The sequence below is a fragment of the Variovorax sp. LG9.2 genome, assembly GCF_035018885.1.
Lineage (GTDB): Bacteria > Pseudomonadota > Gammaproteobacteria > Burkholderiales > Burkholderiaceae_C > Variovorax.
On record NZ_JASJXB010000042.1, the window covers coordinates 1 to 22,734 of the forward strand.

Below are 22,734 nucleotides of genomic sequence, written 5' to 3' on the forward strand. Positions count from 1 at the left end.
CGTGGGCTCGGAGATGTGTATAAGAGACAGTTCTACACTCGTCGACACGCCGCGCCCAATGACCGACCTCCACCTGATTCACGAAGACGCGCACCTGCTGGTATTCGACAAGCCCGCCGGGCTCCTCTGCGTACCCGGCCGTGGCGAAGACAAGCAGGACTGCCTGAGCGCACGAGCACAGCAACGCTGGGCGGATGCGCTCGTCGTGCACCGGCTCGACATGTCAACGAGTGGACTGGTCGTGATGGCACGCGGCATCGATATGCAGCGGGCGCTTGGCGATGCATTCGCGAGGCGCGAAGTGCACAAGCGCTACGAAGCGATCGTCGATGGTGTGTTGCCCATCTCAGAAGAGTGGGCCACCATCGACGCGCCACTGATGGCCGACTGGCCGCGTCGGCCATCGCAGAAGATCGATGCGGCAGGAAAGCCGAGCGTGACGCGCTGGCGGGCGCTCGGGCCGATGACGCTTCAGCGCGCGCAAGAGCGGATGGCGACCCATGTTTTGCTGGAGCCGCTGACGGGTCGCACTCACCAGCTGCGCGTGCATCTCGCGTCGATCGGGCACGCAATCGTCGGCGATGCGCTGTATGCGAGCGAAGCGGTCAGGCAACTCGCAACGCGGCTCATGCTGCACGCGACGGTGCTGGCGTTGGTGCATCCGGTGACGCGGCAAACAATACGTTTCGAGAGCGTCGCGCCATTCGAGGCGCGCACCGGCTCGGGTCGAACACCCTGAGCGACGCCGAGGAAGGCAAACGCCTTCAACCAAAAAGAGCCGCTCTATTCGCCCTTCACGACCAGCACCGGCATCCGCGCGTCCTGTAGCACGCGTTGTGTCACGCTGCCGAGCAGCAACTTCTCGATGCCCGCACGCCCATGCGAGCCCATGACGATCAGGTCGGCACCGATGCCGTTGGCAGTGTCGACGATGCCTTCGTGCACCACGTGCCCGTCGATCACGCGCTGATCGCTGTGCAGCCCTTCAGCCGCCAGCGATGCCACGCCGCGTGCCAGCGCCGCATTGGCACTGCTCGTGGCGGCAGCGAGATATTCGTTCTGGCCCAGCGCGTAGTCGGCGCCGATACCGATGAACGGATAGTTGTCGATCACGTGGATCAGCGTGATGCGACTGCCAAAAGCCAGCGCGAGCCCGCTCGCTTTGCTGACCGCGTGCATCGACGTTTCGGAGCCGTCGATGGGAACCAGGATGTGATTGAACATGCGGACCTCCTTTTGTCTTGCGACGACGTTCAGTCGCCCTGAAAACCGTGGGCGCGGCACGTGACCACGAGCGTATCCCGAAAGCCCGGCGCCGTCTCGTCGATCGGCTGGATCGGAGTCGACTCATGAATCACGCGGGCATCGTCGAGCAACAAAAGACTCCACGGCTCGGTCATCGTAAAGCGTTCCCCGCGGCGACCGTTCGCCTCGAACACGCGCGTCTCGCCACCCTTGACATTGTGCCGCCCGACGAACGCCACCGCCACCAGATCGACGCCGTCACGGTGCGCGCCCTCGGGTGTCGGCCTGCCGATGCCGCCGGCCGTGTCGATGCGGAACTGATGCGCCTCGAGGGACCAGCGTTGATCACCCCGGAGCCCGCTGGCCAGTCGCGCGAGACCGCGCATCAGGTGCGTCCACACAGGCTGCGCGATCGTGCCGGCGAGCATCGGCTTGAACCACCGCCGCATGCCGCCGTGCAACGCGTTGTATTCGACCGGCTGCCAGTGGGCACGATGCGGCACCTGATCGACCGCTTCGGCGTCGACGGTGAAACACGCATGGCGGCGTTGCCGATAGCGGCCGCCGTCTTTCAGGTATTCGTCGGGCGGCAAGTCGCTCCAGTCTTCGTGGAGAGCCTCGAGCTGTGCCAGCGGCTCGCCGAGCCACTCGGCGACGCCACTCGGGCTGAGCAAGGCATAACCCTGTTCCCGCAGCAACGATGGCGTTTCAGCCGGCGAGTTGAAAGGTGGTGAAAATGGTGGCGAAGTGGATGAATAAGCGGATGGCGGATCGGCCATTGGGCTCACGCGGCGACCTTGACGCCCTTCCAGAAGGCAACTCGGTCCTTGATTTCATCTGCTGCGGGCTTCGGGTCGGGGTAGTACCAGGCAGCGTCGGCGTTCATTTCACCCTTGACCAGCAATGAGTAATAGCTCGCCATGCCCTTCCAGGGACAGGTTGTCTTGTGGTTGCTGAAGGTCACGTGTTCGCGGTTGAGCGAACTCAACGGAAAGTAGTGGTTGCCTTCGACAACCACGGTGTCGTCGCTTTCGGCGATGGTGGCGCCGTTCCAGGTTGCTTTCATTTCATATCTCCAGGAGAGCGTCTATTGTGCAGCCGGCGCGTGGAGCCAGTGGACGCTGAACAGGCGCGCCTCGTCGGTCCACACCGGGCCGGGTCGAAAGCCGGCGCGCACGGCCAGCGCACGGAAGCCTTCGACGGTGAACTTGTGCGAATTCTCGGTATGGATGCTCTCGCCTTCGAAGAAGTCGAAGCGCTCGCCGCCGATGTTCACGGTCTGCGCGCGCCGGCTCACAAGATGCATCTCGATGCGCTGCAGCAGCGGGTTGTAGAACGCGTAATGGCCGAACGCATCGAGGTCGAAGTCGGCACCCAGTTCGCGATTGGCCCGGAGCAGCAGATTCAAATTGAAGGCCGCAGTCACGCCCTGCGCGTCGTTGTACGCCGCGTGCAACCGAGAAGGCTCCTTCACCAGATCGACGCCAACCAGCATGCCGCCGCCGCGCAACAAACGCGCTGCGAGTTGCATGAACGACAGCGCTTCTTCGGGATGAAAGTTGCCAATGGTCGAGCCGGGGAAAAAGCCGACGCGCTGACCGACGCCGGCGCCTGTCGCCGGCAACACCAGCGGCATCGTGTAGTCGGCGACGATCGGTTGCACGACCAGCTCCGGATAGTCGGCACGCAGCCGCTCGGCTGCCCCCTCCAGATGTTCGCCCGAGATATCGATCGGCAGGTAACGCCGCGGCGCGTCTTCGGCATTGAATGCGTCGAACAGCAAGCGCACCTTGGTAAGCGAACCGGCGCCGAATTCCACGAGCTCGGCGCGAGGCCCGATCTGCGCTGCAATCTCGGGCGCACGCTCGGCAAGGATGCGCAGCTCGGTGCGCGTCGGGTAGTACTCGGGCAGTTCGCAAATGCCGTCGAACAAGGCCGAACCCGCAGCATCGTAGAAATACTTGGGCGGCACATTGCGCGGCGTGCGCGCGAGGCCCGCCATCAGGTCGCGGGCGAACTCTGACGGCTCGACCGTGGTGGTGGTCCGAACACGGGCGCGCGGCATGTCGAGATTGACGACTGGATTTCTCATTTCAGATGTCGCGCGCCAAGCGCACGCCGGTAAATTGCCAGCGGGCTGCCGGCGGAAAAAAGTTGCGATAACTCGGGCGGGTATGGCCCTGCGGGGTCGCCACGCTGCCGCCACGCAATATCAATTGGCCGACCATGAACTTGCCGTTGTATTCGGCGGCGATGCCAGGTAGCGGGCGAAAGCCGGGATACGGGTCGTAAGAAGAGCGCGTCCATTGCCAGACGTGGCCAGTGGCTTGCGCCATGCCAGGGGTGTCGATTGCAGCCTCCCATTCGAACTCGGTCGGCAATCGCGCACCGGCCCATTCCGCATAGGCGGACGCTTCATAAAAGCTCAGTTGCGACACCGGTGCTTCCGGCTCCATCGGCCGCACACCGTTCAGTCCGAACACCTGCCAGCCAGCGGTGCTCGCACCATGTTGCGCGATGCGTGGATCGTCCGGCGATAGCCAATACGCAGGCGCCCGCAAGTCGTTTGCCTTGACCGCCGCCCAACCATCCGACAGCCAGAGGTCTGGCCGCTGGTAACCGCCATCGGCAATGAATTGCGCGTAGTCGCCGCAAGTCACCAGACGGTCTGCGATCTCGAACGGGCGCAGAAGCACGGAGTGACGCGGCGTCTCGTTGTCGAATGCGAAGTCATTGCCTTCGTCACTCGGCTGGAAGCCGACCTCCACCACGCCGCCTTCCTGCCGCAACCAACGCGCCGGCGCAGCAACCGAAGCAAGGCGCAGCGCCGGACCATTGGCCGGCCGATACGCAGGCAGCAAAGGGTTGCGGGACAGCGCGTGCAATATGTCGGTAACGAGCAGCTCCTGATGCTGCTGCTCGTGATGCAGCCCGAGCACGACGATTGGTTCGATCGTTTCCCACAACGCGTTGTCGGCACCCTCGAGCAACGCCATCACGGATGCATCGACATACTGACGATAGGCATGCACTTCGTCGATCGACGGACGGGTCAGCAAGCCGCGATGTGGGCGTGGGTGACGCGGCCCCAGTGCCTCGTAGTACGAGTTGAAAAGGAAATGAAAGCGCGCATCGAACGGCTGGTAGCCGGTCGAATGCATTTGAAGCAGCACCGTCTCGAAGAACCATGTCGTGTGCGCGAGATGCCACTTGGTGGGGCTCGCATCGGGCATCGACTGGATGCACTGGTCTTCAGGAGACAGGGGCGCCGCCAGCCCGACGCTGTGCGCCCTCACCTCAGCGAAGCGCAGTCGCAGCGCATCTGCCCCCTGCGCCATCGGCCGTAAAAAGCTCATGAGGTCTCCGTTGAATTAGCAGGAGTGGTTGTAGCCCAAGGTCGGTGACCCGCCGCGTAGGACAAGCCCGCACGGGGCCGGTCGCGCTGGTATCGCTCAAGCCAGTAGTCACCGGCAGGCACCGTTAAAGCACTCTGGCACAAGCCGCCGGTGCGCGCACAACCACTGCGTATCATCCCGTGAATGAGTCCGCCCTCTTCTGCCGCCCGAGCATGTGCTCGGTGCTGGGTGGTAAGCGACGATTCATCAAAGCATGCCCATCACGCTCCTTCACCGGCTCGCCGCCGCCACTCTGCCCTGCAACATCGAAGGCGGCCGAAACGTCGATGCCGTACGCATTCTGGTGATGGCGGGGCATATCAAGGCGACCATTCCGGCGCCGGTCCGCACGCTCGATGGCTACGTGCAACCCATCGCCACTGTCACGGCGATCACGCCGCTGGGCCAGACGATGTTGAGGAAGTTCGTGCCGCCGGGCGGGCGCAAACCCTGACGCTGCGTTGCAGCCACTCGACGTCCCTCAGTCGACTTTCGACTCGGCTTCCTGCAGCAACCGCCACATCACCTTGCCGCTGCCGCTCTTGGGCAACGCATCGACGAACTGCACCTTGCGCGGGATCTTGTAGACCGCCATGTTCTCGCGGCACCAGTCGATGATCTGCTGCTCGGTCGTGTCTTCGTGCGTCGGGCGCAGCACCACCATCGCCTTGACCGATTCGCCGCGGTAGTCGTCCTTCATCGAAATGACGCACGCCTCCTGGATGGCGGGGTTGCGGAACATCAGCAACTCGACCTCGGCTGGCCACACCTTGAAGCCGCTCGCGTTGATCATTCGCTTCAATCTGTCGGTCATGAAGAAGTAGCCGTCTTCGTCGACACGGCCCATGTCGCCAGTGCGAAAGAAGCGCTTGCCCTCGAACTCGATGAACGCCGCCGCCGTGGCATCCGGCCGCTTCCAGTAGCCCTGGAACACCTCGGGCCCGTGCGTGATGATTTCGCCCGACTCACCCACGCCCAACTCCTTGAGCGTGTCGGGGTCGATGACGCGCGAATCGGTGCTCATGTACGGGATGCCGAGACACTGCTGCTTCGGATGCTCGAACGGATTGGCATGCGACGGCGCCGCTGTCTCTGTCAGGCCATAGCCTTCCTGGTACTTCAGGCCGAACTGCTCCAGCAGCCGCTGCGCCACCGCCTGCGGCATCGCCGCGCCGCCGCCACCGATGTAGGTCAGGCTGGTGAGGTCGTAGCTTGCGAAATTCGGGCTGGCCATCAGGTCGATCACCATCGTCGGGATGTTGGTCCAGCTCGAGACCTTCCAGCGCGAGATGAGCCGCCCCGCCACTTCACGATCCCAGCGCGGCATGATGACCAGCGTGCCGCCGAAGAGGATCGACGTGTGCATCATGCTGACCGTGCCGGTGATGTGGAACATCGGCACCACGGCCAGTACGATCGCCTCGGCCGAACCCAGACCCCACAACTGGCCGGCGAAGGCGTTGTGATTCAGGCTCGAGTGGTTGTGGATGCACCCCTTGGGCAAGCCTGTGGTGCCGCTGGTGTAGGGCAGCAATGCCATGTCGTTGGCGCCGACTACATGCTCCGGCGGTGCATGGCCGGCGCTCAACGCGTCGGTCCACGTCATGGTCTTTCCGTTGGCGAGTTCGGGTAGCGGATGGCGGGTGAGCAGCCAGTCGCGCCAAGCCGGCGCAGGCGCCTCGTCGCCGCTGACTTCGGCATCGAAGGTGTCGGTGAAATGCGTGACGATCATGTGCGCCAGGCGGTCCTTCGCGTCCAGCGCGTTGCTGGCCTTGGCCAACTCCGGTGCCAGGTCGCCGGTGGTGATCGCGACCTTGGCATCGGGGTCGGTGATGTAGTGCTTGAGCTCCTCGGCACGGTTCATCGGATTGACCGGCACCACCACCGCATTGGCTCGGAGGATCGCGAAGTGCGAGATCACCAGCTGCGGGCAGTTCTGCATGTCCAGTACCACGCGGTCACCGCGCCTAACACCCAGCGCATGCAGCGTTCCAGCGAGCCGATCGACCTGCGCCGCGAACTCGCGGTACGTGATCACGCTGCCAAAAAACACCAGCGCCGCCTTGTCCGGGAACCGCGCGGCGGAAGTCGCAAGGTTGTGCCACAGCGAGGTCGCGGGCACGGTGATCGAATGAGGCAGGCGCTGCGGCCAGAATTTGTAGTGCGGGCGATCCATGTGTTTCTCAGTCGAAAAATTAAGTCGGTTCAGGTCAGGCCCGGGAAGCCGGCAGCCTACGCCCGCGGGTGGATTCGCCGCATCGGGGATGCCCCGATGGCGTCACCTTGGCGACCCGCATTCGGCACCGCGGCACGGCTCTTTCGGGGCCAGGCGGCCGGACTGCCGCACACGCGCTGGCACCGATGTTGCATACAACGACGAACCGTCGACTTATTCAGGAGCCCTGCCATGCCGTCCAATTTCTCGAAACGCCACTTCATACTCGCGATCGCCGCAGCTTCCCTGTTTGCCGCCGGCGGCGTGCAGGCGCAAAACGTCCTAGACAACGTGATGAAGTCCAAGACGCTGAAGGTGGCGATTCCCACCGACTACCCGCCTTACGGCTTCGTCGGCACCGACATGGCGCCGCAGGGACTGGACATCGACACGGCGCGGCTCATCGCCGCCAAGATGGGTGTCAAGCTCGAGCTGGTGCCGGTGACCAGCGCCAACCGCATACCCTACCTGCAGACCAAGAAGGCGGATCTGGTGATCTCTACGCTGGGCAAGAATGCCGAGCGCGAAAAGGTGATGGACTTCTCGTCGGCCTACGCGCCGTTCTTCCAGGGCGTGTTCGCGTCGAAGAGCGTGAAGCTGACCGACTTCAAGGAAATGGCCGGCAAGACCGTGGCGGTGACGCGCGGCGCGATGGAAGACCAGGAACTGAACAAGGTGGCACCGGCGAACGTCGACTACCGCCGCTTCGAAGACAACAACGCCACTGTCGCCGCCTTCGTCGCCGGGCAGACGCAAACCATCGCCATGAGCGGCGCGGTCGCGGCCGAGATGATCCGCAAGAACCCCAAGATCAACGCCGAGTACAAGCTCTTGCTGAAAGACAGCCCGTGCTTTGTCGGCATCGCCAAGGGCGAAGACGCGCTCAAGCTGAAGGTCAACGAGATCATCGCCGCCGCAAAGAAGGACGGCACGCTCGACGCCATGTCGAAGAAGTGGCTCGGCAAGGGCATCGGCGACCTGCCGGTCTGATCACGCGCACCGGCCACCCGCATGGAATTCGACTTCGGCGCCATCCTCGTCGACTGGCGTTTGCTTGCCAAGGGGATCACGTGGACGATCGGCCTGACGGCCATCGCCACGCTCATCGGTATGGTCGTCGGCGTGGCCTGTGCATGGGCACGTTCCAGCGGACCGGCCTGGCTGCGCTGGGTGGTCGGCGCGTATGTGGAGCTGATCCGCAACACGCCGTTCATCGTGCAGCTGTTCTTCATCTTCTTCGGCTTGCCGGCGGCGGGCGTCAAGCTGTCGCCGGAGGTGGCATCGATCATCGCGATGGTTGCCAACCTCGGTGCTTATTCGACCGAGATCATTCGCGCCGGCATCGAGGCCACGCCCAAGGGCCAGATCGAAGCGGCGGTGAGCCTCGCGCTCAACAAGGCGCAGGTCTTCTTGCGCGTGGTACTGCCTCCGGCGCTTAAGAAGGTCTGGCCGTCGATGGTGAGCCAGATCATCATCGTCATGCTCGGCTCCTCGGTGTGCGGCCAGATATCGGTCGAAGAGCTGAGTTATGCGGCGAACCTGATCCAGAGCCGCAACTTCCGCGCTTTCGAAGCATTCATCGTTGCCACGCTCATCTACGTCGCGTTGTCCGTGGCTCTGCGGCGCCTCCTCGACTGGGCCGGCCCGCGCTGGCTCTTCGGTCGCTGAGCGCAGAAAAAGCACCATGACCGAATTCACCCTCTGGGACATCCTGCGCAACCTCCTGCTGGCGCTGCGCTGGACCGTCGCGCTGTCGTTGATCGCCTTCGTCGGTGGTGGCCTGGTGGGCGCGTTCCTGCTGCTGTTGCGCCTGCGTGCCGGCAAATGGCTCGACCGTGCGATCAGCGTTTACGTTCAGCTGTTCCAGGGCACACCGCTGCTGATGCAGTTGTTCCTCGCTTACTTTGGCATCGCGCTGCTGGGCGTCGATGTGTCGGCCTGGACCGCTGCCACCGTGGCGCTCACGCTCTACACCAGCGCCTATCTCACTGAGATCTGGCGTGGTTGCGTGGCCTCGATTCCCAAGGGCCAATGGGAAGCATCCGGCAGCCTGGCGCTCAGCTTCGACGAGCAGATGCGCCACGTCATCCTGCCGCAAGCGATCACCATCGCCACGGCGCCCACCGTGGGCTTTCTCGTTCAGGTGGTCAAAGGCACGGCGCTCGCTTCGGTGATCGGCTTCGTCGAACTCACCAAGGCCGGCAGCATGATTTCAAACGCCACCTTCCAGCCGTTCGTGGTGTTCGCCTGCGTCGCGCTGCTGTATTTCGCACTGTGTTTCCCGATCAGCTTGTATGCCAAGCACCTCGAAAGGAAGATCAATGTCCACCGTCGTTGAAGCCCCGGCCGCCGCTGCGCGCACCGCCCTCGGCGGGCCCATCGTCCAGATCACCGCCCTTCGAAAGTCTTATGGCTCCAACGAGGTGTTGAAGGGCATCGACCTCACAGTGAAGCGTGGTGAAGTCATCGCCGTCATCGGCAAGAGCGGCTCCGGCAAGAGCACGCTGCTGCGCTGCATCAACGGGCTCGAAGTGTTCCAGGAGGGCGCGCTCAGTGTCGATGGCAAGCCCTTGTTGCACGAGAGCGCGATGGCCATGCGCGAGCTGCGTCAGCACGTCGGCATGATCTTTCAGAGCTTCAACCTGTTCCCGCATCTGACAGTCGGCAAGAACGTCATGCTGGCGCCCACGCTGGTCAAGAAGCGGACGACCGCCGAGGCGACGGCGCAAGCCAAGAAGCTGCTGGCCCGCGTAGGCCTGGCAGAAAAGTTCGACGCCATGCCCGATCAGCTGTCGGGTGGCCAGCAACAGCGCGTGGCCATCGCGCGCGCGCTGGCGATGGAGCCGGCAGTGCTGCTGTGCGACGAGATTACGTCGGCACTCGACCCCGAACTGGTCGGCGAAGTGCTGCGCGTAGTGGAGTCGCTGGCCGACGAAGGCATGACCTTGCTGATGGTCACGCACGAGATGAGTTTTGCCCGCAAGGTGAGCGACCGGTTGATCTTCATGCATCAGGGCAAGGTGCACGAGATGGGTCCGCCGACCGAGCTGTTCAGCAACCCGCAGACGCCTGAACTGAAGCAGTTTCTGTCTTCGCTGCACGATTGAGCTTGGCGTTTAAAAAACCCGCCCGGTGCGTTTGCGCCGGGCGGGTTTTTTTGCTTCAGGCGGTGCGTGATCGTGTCTGCGCTGCGAAACTTTCGCATGCAGATCCTTCTAAAGTTGAAGGCTTGATGCTCTCCAAAAGGCCACAGCTCATGACTTCAACCCAAAACCGACCATCGACCCGCCCCGGTGTTGCTGACAAGCGACGCGTTTTTCAGCAGCTGCACACGTCGGGATGCTTCGCCCTTCCAAATCCCTGGGACGTCGGCAGCGCGCGCTATTTGCAAGGCCTGGGCTTCAAGGCGTTGGCAACTACCAGCTCAGGTTTTGCATGGTCGCGTGGTGAGCCTGATGGCGCGGCCTCGCGCGACGCGGTGCTGGCGCATTTGCACGAGATCGTCGAGGCTTGCGACTTGCCGGTAAATGCCGATTTCGAAAGCGGCTTCGCGCCCGATGCTGCCGGCGTGGCAGAGAGCGTTCGACTCGCGATAGAGACCGGCATCGCCGGCGTGTCGATCGAAGATTCCACCGGCAGCGCCGCCAGCCCGCTGCACGACATCGACACCGCGGTGGCGCGGCTGCGTGCCGCACGCGGCGCCATCGACAAGGCAGGCGGCGACTGCCTGCTGGTCGGCCGGGCCGAATGTTTTCTGGTCGGCCGACCCGACCTCGACGAAACGATTCATCGCCTCCGCGCCTACGCCGCAGCCGGCGCCGATTGCCTCTATGCGCCGGGCATCAAGACCCGCGAGCAGATCGCGGCCGTGGTCGCCGGCGTGGCGCCCAAGCCGGTCAATCTGCTGATCGGCTCGACAAGCGATCTCACGATGGCTGAAGTGGCGGAGCTGGGTGTGCGACGCGTCAGCGTGGGTGGCGCGCTGGCACGTGCGGCCTGGGGCGCTTTCTCGAACGCTGCCAAACTGATCGCCGAACAAGGCAGCTTCGACGGCTTCACCCAGGCTGCTTCGGGCAACGAACTCGACAACTTTTTTCGCGCGGACCGCGCGGGCCGTGCATAGCGCCAATCAACGCAACCCTTCATGAACCTGATGCTTTCCCAACCGCCCTCCCCTCGGTTCTCCGATCAGATTTCCCGCCGCCGCCTTGTCGGTGCGACGCTCCTGGCTGCGGTGCTGCCGGCCAGTGCCCCTGCCTTCGCAGGCTTCAACTTCTTCACCAACGAATACACCGCCAGCCGCGTCGAACTGCAGGCGCAGATCGTCAAGCATTTTCCAGTGGCGCAGCGCTATGCGGAGTTGTTCACCGTCGGCCTGCGTGAGCCGCAGTTGAGCCTCGACGCACGCGGCAACAGGGCGACCGTCACTGCGGTGTTGTCGATCGCCAGCCCGCTGCTGCGGTCATCCCCCATGGAGGGCATCGTCTCCGTGAGCAGCGCGCTCAAGTACGACGCGGCCACGCGTTCGCTGCGCCTCGACCAGCCGAAAGCCGAACGCCTCGAACTGCAAGGCGTGGGCGGCAGAGATGCCGAGCGCGTGCAGCAGATCGGCGCCCTCGTTGCGCAGGAGTTGCTGCGTGACCAGGTGCTGCGCAGCTTCACCGCAGAGGAACTCACCGTCGGCCGCAAGACCTACGAGATCGGTGACATCACGGTGGTCGACGACGGGATCAAGGTGCAGTTGCGGTAGGCCCGCTCAGACCGCGTGCAGATGCTGATACAGGATGGTCGAGCCTATCCCGATCAACACCACGCCACCCAGGGCCTCGGCCGAGCGGCCCGCGATTTTGCCGAGCACACGGCCGACCATCACGCCGAGCGTCACCATGATGAAGGTCGCGAAGCCGATCGAGGCGGCAATGGGAAAAATGTTGACGTTCAGGAAAGCCAGCCCGACGCCGACCGCCATGGCATCGATGCTGGTCGCAAAGCCCGTGGTCGCCAACACCCAGAAGGAATGGCGCGTCGGCTTTTCATCCTCTTCTTCGGCAGGCGTCTTCAAGCCCGCGTAGATCATGCGGACGCCTAGAACGCCGAGCAATGTGAAAGCGATCCAGTGATCCCAGGCGTTGACATAGTCGGCGGCTGCATGGCCCAGCACCCAGCCGATCATCGGGGTGATCGCTTCGATGACGCCGAAGATGAGCCCGGTGCGCAGCGCCTCGGACCAGCGCGGGTTCTGTAGGGCCGTGCCTTTGCCGACGGCGGCGGCAAACGCGTCGGTCGACATGGCCAGCGCGAGCAACGCTATTGCGGCGAAATTCATGGTGGGAAATACTTTTTATTGGCTCGGTCGGGCAAGAACAGAGGCGTGTCATCACTGCCCGACTCACATCGTGCTGACACGCCAATGGTCTCGCCAACCTGCAAAGGCTGCCTGCGCCACAGCGTGCAAGGTGCACGCCGAGTATGTTGACGCAGGCGCTTCCGTGAAACGGAAGCCGGCTACTCCCCAATGGGGAGGCTAGTGTAGGTGCTCGAGCACACCGCGGTGCTTCATGCCGCGCAAAATTCCCTAGGGCGAAGGCAATGGGATAACCGTCAGGTGTCGCTCCACTTGCGCAACAGGTTGTGGTACGTGCCAGTCAATGTACGGCGCGCCCGCTCGTCGGCGCCGCTCTGGTTGAGCCGCTGGATCGCGGTGTCCATGTCGAACAGCAACGCGCGATCACCAGCATCGCGCACCAGGCTTTGCACCCAGAAAAAGCAGGCGACCCGCACGCCCCGTGTGATCGGCGTGACCTGATGCACGCTGGTCGCCGGATAGACGACGAGATCGCCAGCGGCCAGCTTGACGCTCTGCATGCCGTGCGTGTCTTCCATCTGCAGTTCCCCGCCGTCGTAACTTTCCGGGTCGGAAAGGAACAACGTCGCAGAAAGATCGGTGCGCAGCTTGCGGCCGGTATGCGGATGAATGCGCACGCCACCGTCGACGTGCAGGCCGAAGGTCATGCCCTCGCTGTAGCGGTTGAACATCGGCGGGTACAGCAGGTTGGGCAACGCCGCGCTGATGAAGGTCGGGTTGCGCTCGAGCGCAGCGGCCACGATGTCCTGGCACGCATGCGCCACTTCGGCACGCTCGTCGATCTGCTGGTTGAACTTGACCGGCGCACCCTGGTGGCCGGCCGTGGCGCGACCGTCGACCCAGGCATCGCCCGCTGCGTCGAGCCGAGTGCGCACCTCGGCCAGCGCATCGGCATCGAGAACTTTCGGAATGCAGACCAGCATGAAGGCAGTTTGGCGCTGTCAAAAACGGTAGTTGAGCGACACCGTGGCCGCTCGACCCGAACCCGGCACGGAGCGCCCTCCATCTGACGGAATCAGGGCATCGTAGTAGTACTTGTTCGACAGGTTGAACAGATTCAGGCGAATGTCGTACTTGGGCTGATGGTAAGCCAGCAGCGCGTCGAAGCGCACGTAGCCAGGCACCCGCACGAGATTGGTGTTGTTCGCGAACCGGTGCGCGTTGTAGGTGGCGCCGCCGCCCACTTCCCACTCAGGCGTGATGGCGTACGACGCCCAGAAACTGGCCGAATCTTTCGGCGTGTTGGCAGGCGTCTTGCCGAGCGTGCCGGGTGCGATGCCTTCGATGATGGTGGCATCGAGGTGCGTGTAGGCGCCGAACAGCTGGAGCTGATCGGTGATGCGACCAGCGACGCCCGCTCGAGCACCGTTGACGCGCACTGTGCCCGTGGCCGTGTATGTGCCGTCGTTGTTTTGTGCGCGCGCATTGGTCTGCGTGATCTGGAACGCGGCGGCGCTGAAAGACAGATTGCCGTTCATCGTGTCCCACTTGCCGCCAACCTCGTACGACTTATTTTTTTGCGGTGGCAAAGGCTGTGTGCCGCCGGTGGTCGCGACCAGTTGCTCGAGCGATGGATTGAACGACGTGCTGTAAGACGCGTAGTACGACTGCTCCGGGGTCGGCTGCCAGATGGCGCCGGCACGCACGCTGTTGAAATTGACCGTCTGCTGCTCGTAGCCAAGTGTCGTGGCGCTGGTGACGGTGTTCGCGATATCGGCCTTGTAGCGGTCGTGGCGCACACCCGCGACCAGCTTCCACTGCGGGCTCAGCTCGATCGTGTCGTTGACATAGGCAGCCACCGTCGTGGCAGTGGCGGTCGCCAGATTGCCCGGACGGCTCGGCGCGTTGAGTGGCGAATCGGTTTCGATGGGGAAAGCCAGCGGCGTGCAGGACACATAGCCGCTGGTGGTGCCCGCCGGGTTCAGTGCGACGCCGCCACAGCTGCCGTTGCGGTAGTACGCCTGGTTGCGGTAGGTGTCCCGACCCAGTTCGAAACCGGTCAGCAGCGTGTGCTTGATCGATCCCGTGTCGAACTTGGTGCTCAGTTCCGTCAAATTGAAGAGCGACTTGTCGTTGATCACCCGGTCGTGGCTTTGCTGGCGCACCCACAGCTGCTCGAGCGGCAGCGTGCTGGACACCGCAGCCGGCGCGGCGGTGGTGCCGGTCGACGACGCGATGAACGAGCCGTTGGCGGCGCGCCGGCCGATGTTCTGCGGCGATGTTTCACGCGCATCCGTCGTCACGTCGTTCAACTGCGTCTGGTTGCGGATCGTCGTTGTTGGCGTGATCTTGTGCGTGACCAGCGCGCCGAACGCCCGGATGTCGGAAATCGTGCGGTCGTCGCTGTCGCCATACGCGGTGTTGCGATCGACCTTGGCCGGCCGGCCGTTGAGGCCGAGCACGCCGTAGTCCGCCATGTCGCGGTTGTGCTGAACCAGTGCCGACAAAGTGACTTGCGTTGGCGTCCCGATGCCCAACTTGAGCATCGGCGCGATGCCGACGTCTTGCAGGCGGGTCTGGTCGCGCGTGGTGGCATTGCCGTCCTGGCCCATCGCGGAGAGGTGAAAGGCCGATGTGTCGGACATCGGCTGGTTGAGGTCGACGGTGGTGCGCACCAGCCCGGTGGTGCTGGCCGACACCGACGCTTCGGCGGATGGCGTCAGCGTCGGCCGTTTGCTCACCTGGTTGATGACGCCGCCGGTGCTGCCCCGCCCGAACAGCATCGACGACGGGCCCATCAGCACTTCCACCGAATCGAGCGCGAAGATGTCGCGGTAGTACTGCGCCCGATCGCGTGCCCCGTCGAGGTAGATGTCGGTGCGTGCGGAGAAGCCGTTCAGGTTGATGTTGGTGCCGATCTGGCCACCCTCGGCGCCGCCGATCGTTAACCCCGGCACGTTGCGCAACGCACTCGCCAGGGATGTCGCGCCCTGCGACTGCATCAGCGCCTGGTTGATGACAGTGATCGACTGCGGAATGTCGCGCAGTTCGGCCGGCAGCCGGCTGATCGACGCCGCGTTCGGGCCAAAGCTGGACTTGTCGGCCATGCCTTCGACCTGGATCTCGCGCAGCGTCGGCGGCACTGACGTCGATGCGGCGGGCGCGGCACCTGGCGATGGCGTGGCCGCTGTCAGGGATGCAGGACTCACGGCTGGTTGCGCTGCTTGCTGCGCCCAGGCGCCGGAGACAGAAACAAGGCTAAGGAGCGCCAGCGTGATGGGCTTTCTGCGGCTTGGCAGGGTGTCGAGTCGGGTCATGGTGTCTTGTCTTCGATCAGGCGGCTGCGCGGTTGCGAAGATGCACCGGCCAGCGTCTTAATTTTGACTGCGAATCGTTCTTATTTGTTATTACCGACTGCTTTGTGAACGCGACGAGACAAGGCAACAAGAAAACATTAACTAGTCAGGCTGGAGACAGATTCATATTCGCTAAACATGGAACTTTTTGAAGCGACGAAAGGCTCCGTGCAAATCTGGCGCCCAGCACCATCGAAAACGACAAAAACGTATAAGTTGACATCCGGAAACGTAGTAGCACGCAACCCGATCGCGCTCTTACTATTCGCGTCGAGTGAGGTGCCTGACACCGAGCCGCAGAGACAAACGGCGCCGACCTGAAGCAGTCGGAGACCGTCAATGGAGACAGTCGATGAAACCAGACCTCGAGGTCGTTCAGATAGGACGCGCCCACTCCTTCAAGGCATGGGAGCACGGCTATCCATTCAGGACCGTGCGCTGGCACTTCCACCCGGAGTGCGAACTCCATCACGTGGTGGAGACCACTGGCCGCTGCTTCGTCGGCGACTACATCGGCGATTTCGCGCCGGGCCATCTGGTGCTGACCGGTCCCAACCTTCCTCACAACTGGGTCAGCGATCTCGCCGCCGGCACGTCGGTACCGCTGCGCGGCCGCGTCCTGCAGTTCAACGAGCAGTTCATCCGGGATGCGTCCGAAATCCTGCCTGAGCTTTGCTCATTTCTTCCGGTGTTGGAAATGAGCCGGCGCGGCGTGCTTTTCACGCCAGCCACGGCGGCCATGGTCGGCCCGAAGATTCAGGAGTTGATCGGTGCGACCGACATCCGGCGCATCGAACTCTTCGCCTCGATCCTTGGCGCGCTGAGCCGGGACACGGGCAGCCGCCCGATGACCAGCAGCGACTATCACCCGGACCCGCATGGCTTCATGGCGAACGGGATCAACGCGGCGCTCGACTACATCCGCGCTCACCTGACCGAATCTTTTGGGGAACCCGAACTGGCCGTGATCTCGCGACTCAGCACCAGCGCCTTCTCGCGCAGCTTTCGCCGGCACACCGGCATGGCACTCGGTCAATACGTCAATCGGCTTCGCATCAACCTCTCGACGCAGCTTCTGATGAGCGATGACGACATGACGATCACCGACATCTGCTTCGCCTCGGGCTTCAAGAACATTTCCAATTTCAACCGGCAGTTTCTTCGGCAAAAGGGCATTCCGCCATCGCGCTTTCGAGCCTTGCTGGCCGAGAACGCCGGCATTGCCGAAGCGGCTTGAGAAAGGAGTTTCACATCGAGGCACGAAGGTGCATCCGAAACAGTCAGCGAGAGAGAGATTTGCAACCCACGCCGGCAACCCCTTGCGCCGGTCATTCAAAGAAAAGAGACAACCTCATGAAGAAACTTTCCAGCCCTTCTTTCAGCGCGACCGCGCTCGCAATGGCAATCGGTCTCACGACCGGAACGGCAGCGTTTGCCGCACCGTCCGGGACCGTCGCTTTCCTGATGCCCGACCAGGCTTCGACGCGCTACGAACAGCACGACTTTCCCGGCTTCAAGGCCGAGATGAGCAAGCTCTGCGCGGACTGCAAAGTGCTCTATCAGAACGCCAACGGCGATGTCGCGCAGCAGCAGCAGCAATTCAACTCGGTGATCTCGCAAGGCGCCAAGGTCATCGTCCTGGACCCGGTGGATTCGACTTCCGCGGCGTCGCTGGTCAAGCTCGCCCAGAGCAAGGGCGTGAAGGTCATCGCATATGACCGTCCGGTGCCCACGACGCCAGCCGACTACTACGTGTCTTTCGACAACGAAGGCATCGGCAAGGCTATCGCCGAGTCGCTGGTGCAGCACCTCAAAGACAACAAGGTGCCGATGGACAAGGGCGGCCTGCTGGAAGTAAACGGTTCCCCCACCGATGCGGCTGCGGGCCTAATCAAGAAAGGCATCCACGCCGGCCTGGAGAACAGCGGATACAAGACACTGGCCGAGTTCGACACGCCTGAATGGGCGCCGCCCAAGGCACAGCAGTGGGTGAGCGGGCAGATCACCCGCTTCAGCACGCAGATCATCGGCGTGGTCGCCGCCAACGACGGCACGGGCGGGGGCGCCATCGCCGCCTTCAAGGCAGCCGGAGTGAACCCGGTGCCGACCGTTACGGGCAACGACGCCACGATCGCCGCCTTGCAATTGATCATCGCGGGCGACCAGTTCAACACGATTTCCAAGCCAAGCGAGATCGTGGCGGCCGCAGCGGCCCGAGTCGCCGTCGGCTTCCTGGCCGGCGAGACGCCCAAGTCGGAAATGAAACTCTACGACACGCCTTCGCAACTCTTCGTACCCGCAGTCGTCACGGCGAAGAACCTGAAAGCGGAAATCATCGACAAGAAGATCGCCACGGCCAATGAACTTTGCACCGGGCGCTACGCCGACGGCTGCAAGAAGCTCGGCATTTCCAACTGACAGACAGCAGGCTCCACCAGAAGGCTTCGAGTCGATGACCGATCCAACCCCCCCACGGCGTTCTGCAGGCGAACTGGTCTTGAGCCTGCGCAACGTCTCCAAGCGCTTCGGCGCAGTGTCAGCCCTGACGGACATCGACCTCGACGTTCACGCCGGTGAAGTGGTCGCGCTGGTCGGCGACAACGGCGCCGGCAAATCGACCCTGGTAAAGGTGCTGGCCGGTGTCCACCAGCCCAGCGCCGGGACCATTCACTTCGGCGGCAAACAGGTCACGCTAGACAACCCCGGCGCGGCGCTCGATCTGGGCATCGCCACCGTGTTCCAGGACCTGGCCCTGTGCGAGAACCTCGACGTCGTCGCCAACATTTACCTCGGGCGCGAGCTCAATGCCCTGTGCCTCGACGAGGTCGCGATGGAGGTCAAGGCCTGGACACTGCTCAACGAGTTGTCGGCCCGCATTCCGAATGTGCGCGATGTCGTCGCATCGCTGTCGGGCGGACAGCGCCAGACCGTGGCCATCGCACGCTCCCTGTTGCTCGACCCCAAGTTGATCATGCTGGACGAACCCACCGCGGCGCTGGGCGTCGCACAGACCGCCGAAGTGCTGAACCTGATCGAGCGGGTGCGCGATCGCGGACACGCGGTGATCATGATCAGCCACAACATGGAAGACGTCCGGGCGGTCGCGGACCGGATCGTCGTCTTGCGGCTCGGCCGCAACAACGGCGTGTTCTATCCCGATTCCTCCAACCAGGAATTGGTGGCCGCCATCACCGGCGCGACCGAAAACGCGGTGTCCCGCCGGGCCGGCCGGCGCCAGGAAGCGCAGCACGTCGACAAGCGGGAGAACGCATGACCACCGAAGCGAAAAACGTGTTGCAACCGCAGCCGCTGCTGGACCGCAGCGACGTCCGCGTCAAGCATGCTGAAGGCCTCGGCGGCACCGTCTCCGCCTTCGTCGAGCGCGTCCGCTCCGGCGACCTGGGCTCGCTGCCGGTGATCGTCGGCCTCGTCATTATCTGGACCGTCTTCACCAGCTTGAACCCGGTGTTTCTTTCGGCCGACAACCTGGTCAACCTGCTGTTCGATTGTTCGACCACGGGCGTCATCGCGCTGGGCATCGTCTGCGTATTGATGGTCGGGCAGATCGACCTTTCCGTCGGCTCGATGAGCGGCTTCGCTTCGGCTCTGCTCGGCATGCTCTGGGTCAATCAGGGCTGGCCGCTGCTCGTGGCGATCGTCGTCGCACTGCTGGTCGGTGGCTTGATCGGCGCGGTCTATGCCCTGCTTTTCAACCGGCTCGGCATGCCCAGTTTCGTCGCCACTTTGGCCGGCCTGCTGGCGATCCTCGGCCTGCAGTTGTACGTGCTGGGCAACAGCGGCTCCATCAACCTGCCCTACGGTTCGACGATGGTCGACTTCGGGCAAATGCTGGTCATGCCGGCCATCGTGTCGCACCTGCTGGCACTGGCGCCCGGTGCCGTAATCCTGCTGATGGGCCTGCGCACGCGCACGCGCCGGCAGGCAGTCAGCCTGTCGGCACCGTCGGTGGCGAGCCTGCTGGTTCGCGTCGTCGCCATCACGGTGTTGCTGGAGGTGGTGGTTGCCTACCTGAACCACGGACGCGGCGTGCCGCTGATGTTCGGCCTGTTTCTCGCGCTCGCGGTCGCCATGGACTACGCGCTGAAACGCACGCGCTGGGGCCGCTCGATGAACGCGGTGGGTGGCAACCGAGAGGCTGCGCGCCGCGCAGGCATCAACGTCAACATGATCTTCACCAGCGCCTTCGTCCTGTGCGCAAGCCTGGCGTCGCTGGGCGGCGTGCTGACCGCGGCCCGTTTGGCCTCGGCCAGCCAGCAGGCCGGCACGGGCGACGTCAACCTGAACGCGATCGCCGCGGCCGTCATCGGCGGAACGAGTCTCTTCGGAGGTCGCGGCAGTGCCTATTCGGCGGTGCTCGGCATCATCGTGATCCAGTCGATCGCCAGCGGCCTGACGCTGCTCAACCTTTCTTCATCGCTGCGATTCATGATCACCGGCGCCGTGTTGGCGATCGCAGTGATCGTCGACTCGATCGCCCGCCAGTCCCGCGTGTCGCATGGACGATCGTGATCAGCCGAGCCAACCGAAAACTCACACCATGAACGAATCTTTCAAGGGTCGCGTTGCGGCCATCACCGGCGCGGCATCGGGCATCGGCCTGGAATGCGCGCGTGCGCTGGTCGACGCCGGTGCCAGGGTCGTGCTCATCGACCGCGACGGCGCCAAGCTGGCGCAGGTCTGCAAGGCGCTGGGACCTGAAGCCCTGGCGCTGACAGTCGATCTGCTCAAGCCGGAAGACAACTCGTCGATGCTGCCCAGGATCCTCGCGCTGGCGGGCGGCCTGCACATCTTCCATGCCAACGCCGGCGCCTATGTCGGCGGCGATGTCGTCGAAGGACATCCCGACGAATGGGATCGCGTGCTCAACCTGAACGTGAACGCAGCGTTCCGCTCAGTGCACGCCGTGCTGCCGCACCTGGTCGCGCAAAAGTCGGGCGACATCATCTTCACAAGTTCGATCGCCGGCATCGTCCCGGTTGCCTGGGAGCCGATCTACACCGCGTCCAAGTTCGCGGTGCAGGCGTTCGTGCACACCACGCGGCGGCAGCTTTCCAAGCATGGCGTGCGGGTCGGCGCGGTCGCACCGGGTCCGGTGGTGACCGCGCTGCTCGACGACTGGCCCAAGGCCAAGATGGACGAGGCATTGGCCTCCGGCAGCCTGATGCAACCGAAAGAGGTCGCCGACTGCGTGATGTTCATGCTGACCCGACCGCGCAACGTGACGATCCGCGACATCGTCGTGCTGCCCAACAGCGTCGATCTCTGATGAAGCTGCCGACACGCACAGCACCGGACGGATACGTCATCGGCGTAGACGTGGGCACCGGCAGCGCCCGGGCCGGCGTCTTCGATCTCGCAGGGCGCATGCTGGCATCCGCCAAGCAAGACATCGCTTTGTTTCAGGCACCGGGCTCGATCGTCGAACAGTCGAGCAACGAGATCTGGGCCGCCGTGTGCACGTCGGTCCGGAGCGCTGTGGCGCAGTCGGGCGTGTCGTCCGACCTGGTGGTCGGCATCGGCTTCGACGCCACATGCTCGCTGGTCGTGCTCGGCCAAGGCGGCAAGCCGTTGCCGGTCGGTCCGAGCGACGACCCGGAGCGCAACATCATCGTCTGGATGGACCATCGCGCCGTGACGCAGGCCGATCGGATCAATGCCACCGGCCACGATGTGCTCAAGTACGTCGGCGGCCGCATCTCTCCAGAGATGGAGACGCCGAAGCTGCTCTGGCTGCGCGAGAACAAACCCGCCGTCTTCGCCGACGCGTGGCAGTTCATGGACCTGACCGATTTCCTGACTTGGCGCGCGAGCGGCGACCTGTCACGGTCGACCTGCACGGTCACCTGCAAATGGACCTACCTGGCCCATGAAGACCGCTGGGACGCGAGTTACTTCCGCACCATCGGCCTGGACGTGCTGGCCGACGAAGCCTTCGAACGGATCGGCAACAAAGTCGTCGCACCAGGCACGGCGCTCGGCAGCGGATTGACGCCGGCCGCGGCCAGGGAGCTCGGCTTGCCAACAGGAACGCCGGTCGGCGCTGGCGTCATCGACGCGCATGCGGGAGGCATCGGCACCGTGGGGGTCGACGGCGATCCTTTCTCTGCGTTGGCCTACGTCTTCGGCACCTCGTCATGCACCATGACCAGCACCCGTGCGCCGGTGTTCGTGCCGGGCGTCTGGGGGCCCTATTACTCGGCGATGGTGCCGCACACCTGGCTGAACGAAGGCGGCCAATCGGTGGCCGGTGCTGCGATCGAACAGTTGTTGTCGATGCATCCGCTGGCGCCCGAAGCGCGACAGCAGGCGCAAGCCGCAGGCCAGTCCCTGGTGACGATGCTGGCCGATATCGCCGCGCAAAAGACCCGCAGTCTGTCCGACGCGGTGCGGCTGGCGGATGGCCTTCATGTCGTACCGGAGTTTCTCGGCAACCGGGCGCCGATGGCCGATCCGCATGCAAGGGCGGTGATCGTGGGCCTGGGCATGGCCAACGACATGGACAGCCTCATCGCGCTGTACATCGCGGGCATTTGCGGTATCGCCTACGGGCTGCGCCAGATCATCGAGGCGCAGACCGCAGCCGGCGCTCCGATCGAGCGAATCATGATCAGCGGCGGCGCCGGCCGCCTGGATCTGGTGCGACAACTGCTCGCCGATGCGACCGGCAAAGTCGTGGTCGCGGCCGATGCGGAAGAGCCGGTGCTGCTCGGTGCCGCGATGCTGGGAAGCGTGGCGGCCCGTGCCTTCGACGATGTCGGCGCCGCGATGTCCGGCATGTCGCAAACAGGAAGAACCTTCCTCCCCGACAGCGGCGCCAACGCCGCACTGCACCTGACGCGCTTTCGCGCCTTCGAGCAATTGCAAGCTCTGGCACGGGAGCTTCGGCAAGCAACCGCTGCATAACGCAGCGCACGCTCCCGCTAACGACATGAATCTCCTCAAAACATGGATCGCGTGCATCGCGCTGGTCAGCAGCTCGATGGCATTTGCCCAAGCCGCGCTGCCAAGGGTCGATGCCGAAGTGCGTGATGTCGACTCGGCGGCCCGGACGATCACGCTCGCGCACGGCCATATCGAAAACGTCGACATGCCAGCCATGACGATGACGTTTCGCGTCAAGGATGCGTCGTTGCTCGACGAGGTCAGGACCGGCGACAAGGTGCGCTTCAGCGCGGACAAGGTCGACGGCCAGATCAC

The 22,734-nt window shown here is 63.8% G+C and carries 23 protein-coding genes, 1 pseudogene and 1 riboswitch; of the genes and pseudogenes, 15 read left to right on the forward strand and 9 right to left on the reverse strand.

Features of this window, described 5'->3' with window-relative positions; genetic code table 11:
• The first annotated feature begins 58 nt into the window (after window positions 1-58).
• On the forward strand, window positions 59-739 hold the full coding sequence (locus tag QN413_RS24860) for an RluA family pseudouridine synthase (RefSeq protein ID WP_323499308.1): 681 nt from the start codon (window positions 59-61) through the stop codon (window positions 737-739).
• Window positions 740-783: 44 nt separating this feature from the next.
• On the opposite strand, the gene QN413_RS24865 is transcribed toward QN413_RS24860, so the two are convergent.
• Genes QN413_RS24865 through egtB form a run of 5 tightly spaced genes read right to left on the reverse strand, consistent with a single transcriptional unit; the run spans window position 784 to window position 4,601 of the window.
• Window positions 784-1,224 (reverse strand): universal stress protein, encoded by a 441-nt coding sequence (locus tag QN413_RS24865; protein WP_323499288.1) that lies wholly within the window; start codon window positions 1,222-1,224, stop codon window positions 784-786.
• A 29-nt stretch (window positions 1,225-1,253) separates the two neighbouring features.
• The gene (locus QN413_RS24870) at window positions 1,254-2,024 is read right to left on the reverse strand and encodes a 2OG-Fe dioxygenase family protein (RefSeq protein WP_323499309.1); all 771 of its coding nucleotides are present in this window, start codon (window positions 2,022-2,024) and stop codon (window positions 1,254-1,256) included.
• 5 nt (window positions 2,025-2,029) lie between these two features.
• Entirely contained in the window at window positions 2,030-2,311 is a 282-nt protein-coding gene (locus QN413_RS24875) for a DUF427 domain-containing protein (RefSeq protein ID WP_187051206.1), read from the reverse strand.
• A gap of 21 nt (window positions 2,312-2,332) precedes the next feature.
• The gene (gene egtD, locus QN413_RS24880) at window positions 2,333-3,310 is read right to left on the reverse strand and encodes an L-histidine N(alpha)-methyltransferase (protein WP_323499310.1); all 978 of its coding nucleotides are present in this window, start codon (window positions 3,308-3,310) and stop codon (window positions 2,333-2,335) included.
• 28 nt (window positions 3,311-3,338) lie between these two features.
• The gene (gene egtB, locus QN413_RS24885; protein WP_323499289.1) at window positions 3,339-4,601 is read right to left on the reverse strand and encodes an ergothioneine biosynthesis protein EgtB; all 1,263 of its coding nucleotides are present in this window, start codon (window positions 4,599-4,601) and stop codon (window positions 3,339-3,341) included.
• Window positions 4,602-4,854: 253 nt separating this feature from the next.
• Here egtB and QN413_RS24890 point away from each other — a divergent pair, with 253 nt between their 5' ends.
• A complete protein-coding gene (locus QN413_RS24890; protein ID WP_187051203.1) occupies window positions 4,855-5,094 on the forward strand; it encodes a hypothetical protein in 240 nt (79 codons plus the stop codon).
• A 27-nt stretch (window positions 5,095-5,121) separates the two neighbouring features.
• Here QN413_RS24890 and QN413_RS24895 read toward each other — a convergent pair whose 3' ends face one another.
• Window positions 5,122-6,816, reverse strand: coding sequence for a long-chain fatty acid--CoA ligase (locus QN413_RS24895; RefSeq protein WP_323499290.1), 1,695 nt, complete (start codon window positions 6,814-6,816; stop codon window positions 5,122-5,124).
• Between the two features lie 231 nt (window positions 6,817-7,047).
• Between QN413_RS24895 and QN413_RS24900 the strand changes: the two genes are divergently transcribed.
• The 6 genes from QN413_RS24900 (at window position 7,048) to QN413_RS24925 (ending at window position 11,605) form a co-directional block, all read left to right on the forward strand.
• The gene (locus QN413_RS24900; protein WP_323499291.1) at window positions 7,048-7,845 is read left to right on the forward strand and encodes a transporter substrate-binding domain-containing protein; all 798 of its coding nucleotides are present in this window, start codon (window positions 7,048-7,050) and stop codon (window positions 7,843-7,845) included.
• Between the two features lie 21 nt (window positions 7,846-7,866).
• On the forward strand, window positions 7,867-8,523 hold the full coding sequence (locus tag QN413_RS24905) for an amino acid ABC transporter permease (RefSeq protein WP_323499292.1): 657 nt from the start codon (window positions 7,867-7,869) through the stop codon (window positions 8,521-8,523).
• A gap of 16 nt (window positions 8,524-8,539) precedes the next feature.
• Entirely contained in the window at window positions 8,540-9,193 is a 654-nt protein-coding gene (locus QN413_RS24910; protein WP_323499293.1) for an amino acid ABC transporter permease, read from the forward strand.
• Window positions 9,177-9,962: an amino acid ABC transporter ATP-binding protein gene (locus tag QN413_RS24915; RefSeq protein WP_323499294.1), complete on the forward strand. Its 786-nt coding sequence runs from the start codon at window positions 9,177-9,179 to the stop codon at window positions 9,960-9,962. The genes QN413_RS24910 and QN413_RS24915 overlap by 17 nt, the downstream gene beginning before the upstream one ends.
• 149 nt (window positions 9,963-10,111) lie before the next feature.
• A complete protein-coding gene (locus QN413_RS24920; RefSeq protein ID WP_323499295.1) occupies window positions 10,112-10,978 on the forward strand; it encodes an isocitrate lyase/phosphoenolpyruvate mutase family protein in 867 nt (288 codons plus the stop codon).
• Between the two features lie 21 nt (window positions 10,979-10,999).
• Window positions 11,000-11,605, forward strand: a complete 606-nt coding sequence (locus tag QN413_RS24925) for a DUF1439 domain-containing protein (protein WP_323499296.1) — start codon at window positions 11,000-11,002, stop codon at window positions 11,603-11,605.
• A gap of 6 nt (window positions 11,606-11,611) precedes the next feature.
• Here QN413_RS24925 and mntP read toward each other — a convergent pair whose 3' ends face one another.
• From mntP to QN413_RS24940, 3 genes are all read right to left on the reverse strand, one after another.
• A complete protein-coding gene (gene mntP / locus QN413_RS24930; protein ID WP_323499297.1) occupies window positions 11,612-12,181 on the reverse strand; it encodes a manganese efflux pump MntP in 570 nt (189 codons plus the stop codon).
• Window positions 12,182-12,203: 22 nt separating this feature from the next.
• A riboswitch (yybP-ykoY riboswitch) is annotated at window positions 12,204-12,381 on the reverse strand.
• A 75-nt stretch (window positions 12,382-12,456) separates the two neighbouring features.
• Entirely contained in the window at window positions 12,457-13,143 is a 687-nt protein-coding gene (locus QN413_RS24935) for a Fe2+-dependent dioxygenase (protein ID WP_323499298.1), read from the reverse strand.
• 18 nt (window positions 13,144-13,161) lie between these two features.
• Window positions 13,162-15,477 carry a TonB-dependent siderophore receptor gene (locus tag QN413_RS24940; RefSeq protein WP_323499299.1) on the reverse strand — a complete coding sequence of 772 codons (2,316 nt, stop codon included), beginning with the start codon at window positions 15,475-15,477 and terminating at the stop codon, window positions 13,162-13,164.
• A 391-nt stretch (window positions 15,478-15,868) separates the two neighbouring features.
• On the opposite strand from QN413_RS24940, the gene QN413_RS24945 reads away from it, so the two are divergent.
• From QN413_RS24945 to QN413_RS24975, 7 genes and pseudogenes are all read left to right on the forward strand, one after another.
• A complete protein-coding gene (locus tag QN413_RS24945) occupies window positions 15,869-16,753 on the forward strand; it encodes an AraC family transcriptional regulator (protein WP_187051197.1) in 885 nt (294 codons plus the stop codon).
• A gap of 116 nt (window positions 16,754-16,869) precedes the next feature.
• Window positions 16,870-17,934, forward strand: a complete 1,065-nt coding sequence (locus QN413_RS24950) for a sugar ABC transporter substrate-binding protein (protein WP_323499300.1) — start codon at window positions 16,870-16,872, stop codon at window positions 17,932-17,934.
• Between the two features lie 34 nt (window positions 17,935-17,968).
• Window positions 17,969-18,790, forward strand: coding sequence for an ATP-binding cassette domain-containing protein (locus QN413_RS24955; RefSeq protein ID WP_187051195.1), 822 nt, complete (start codon window positions 17,969-17,971; stop codon window positions 18,788-18,790).
• Window positions 18,787-20,046 (forward strand): sugar ABC transporter permease, encoded by a 1,260-nt coding sequence (locus QN413_RS24960; protein ID WP_323499301.1) that lies wholly within the window; start codon window positions 18,787-18,789, stop codon window positions 20,044-20,046. Before QN413_RS24955 ends, QN413_RS24960 begins: the two co-directional genes overlap by 4 nt.
• A gap of 28 nt (window positions 20,047-20,074) precedes the next feature.
• Window positions 20,075-20,803 carry an SDR family oxidoreductase gene (locus QN413_RS24965; RefSeq protein ID WP_323499302.1) on the forward strand — a complete coding sequence of 243 codons (729 nt, stop codon included), beginning with the start codon at window positions 20,075-20,077 and terminating at the stop codon, window positions 20,801-20,803.
• Window positions 20,803-22,440: an FGGY-family carbohydrate kinase gene (locus tag QN413_RS24970; RefSeq protein ID WP_323499303.1), complete on the forward strand. Its 1,638-nt coding sequence runs from the start codon at window positions 20,803-20,805 to the stop codon at window positions 22,438-22,440. Before QN413_RS24965 ends, QN413_RS24970 begins: the two co-directional genes overlap by 1 nt.
• Before the next feature lie 76 nt (window positions 22,441-22,516).
• A pseudogene (locus QN413_RS24975) lies at window positions 22,517-22,717 on the forward strand (copper-binding protein); the annotation flags it as partial.
• Window positions 22,718-22,734: the final 17 nt, after the last annotated feature.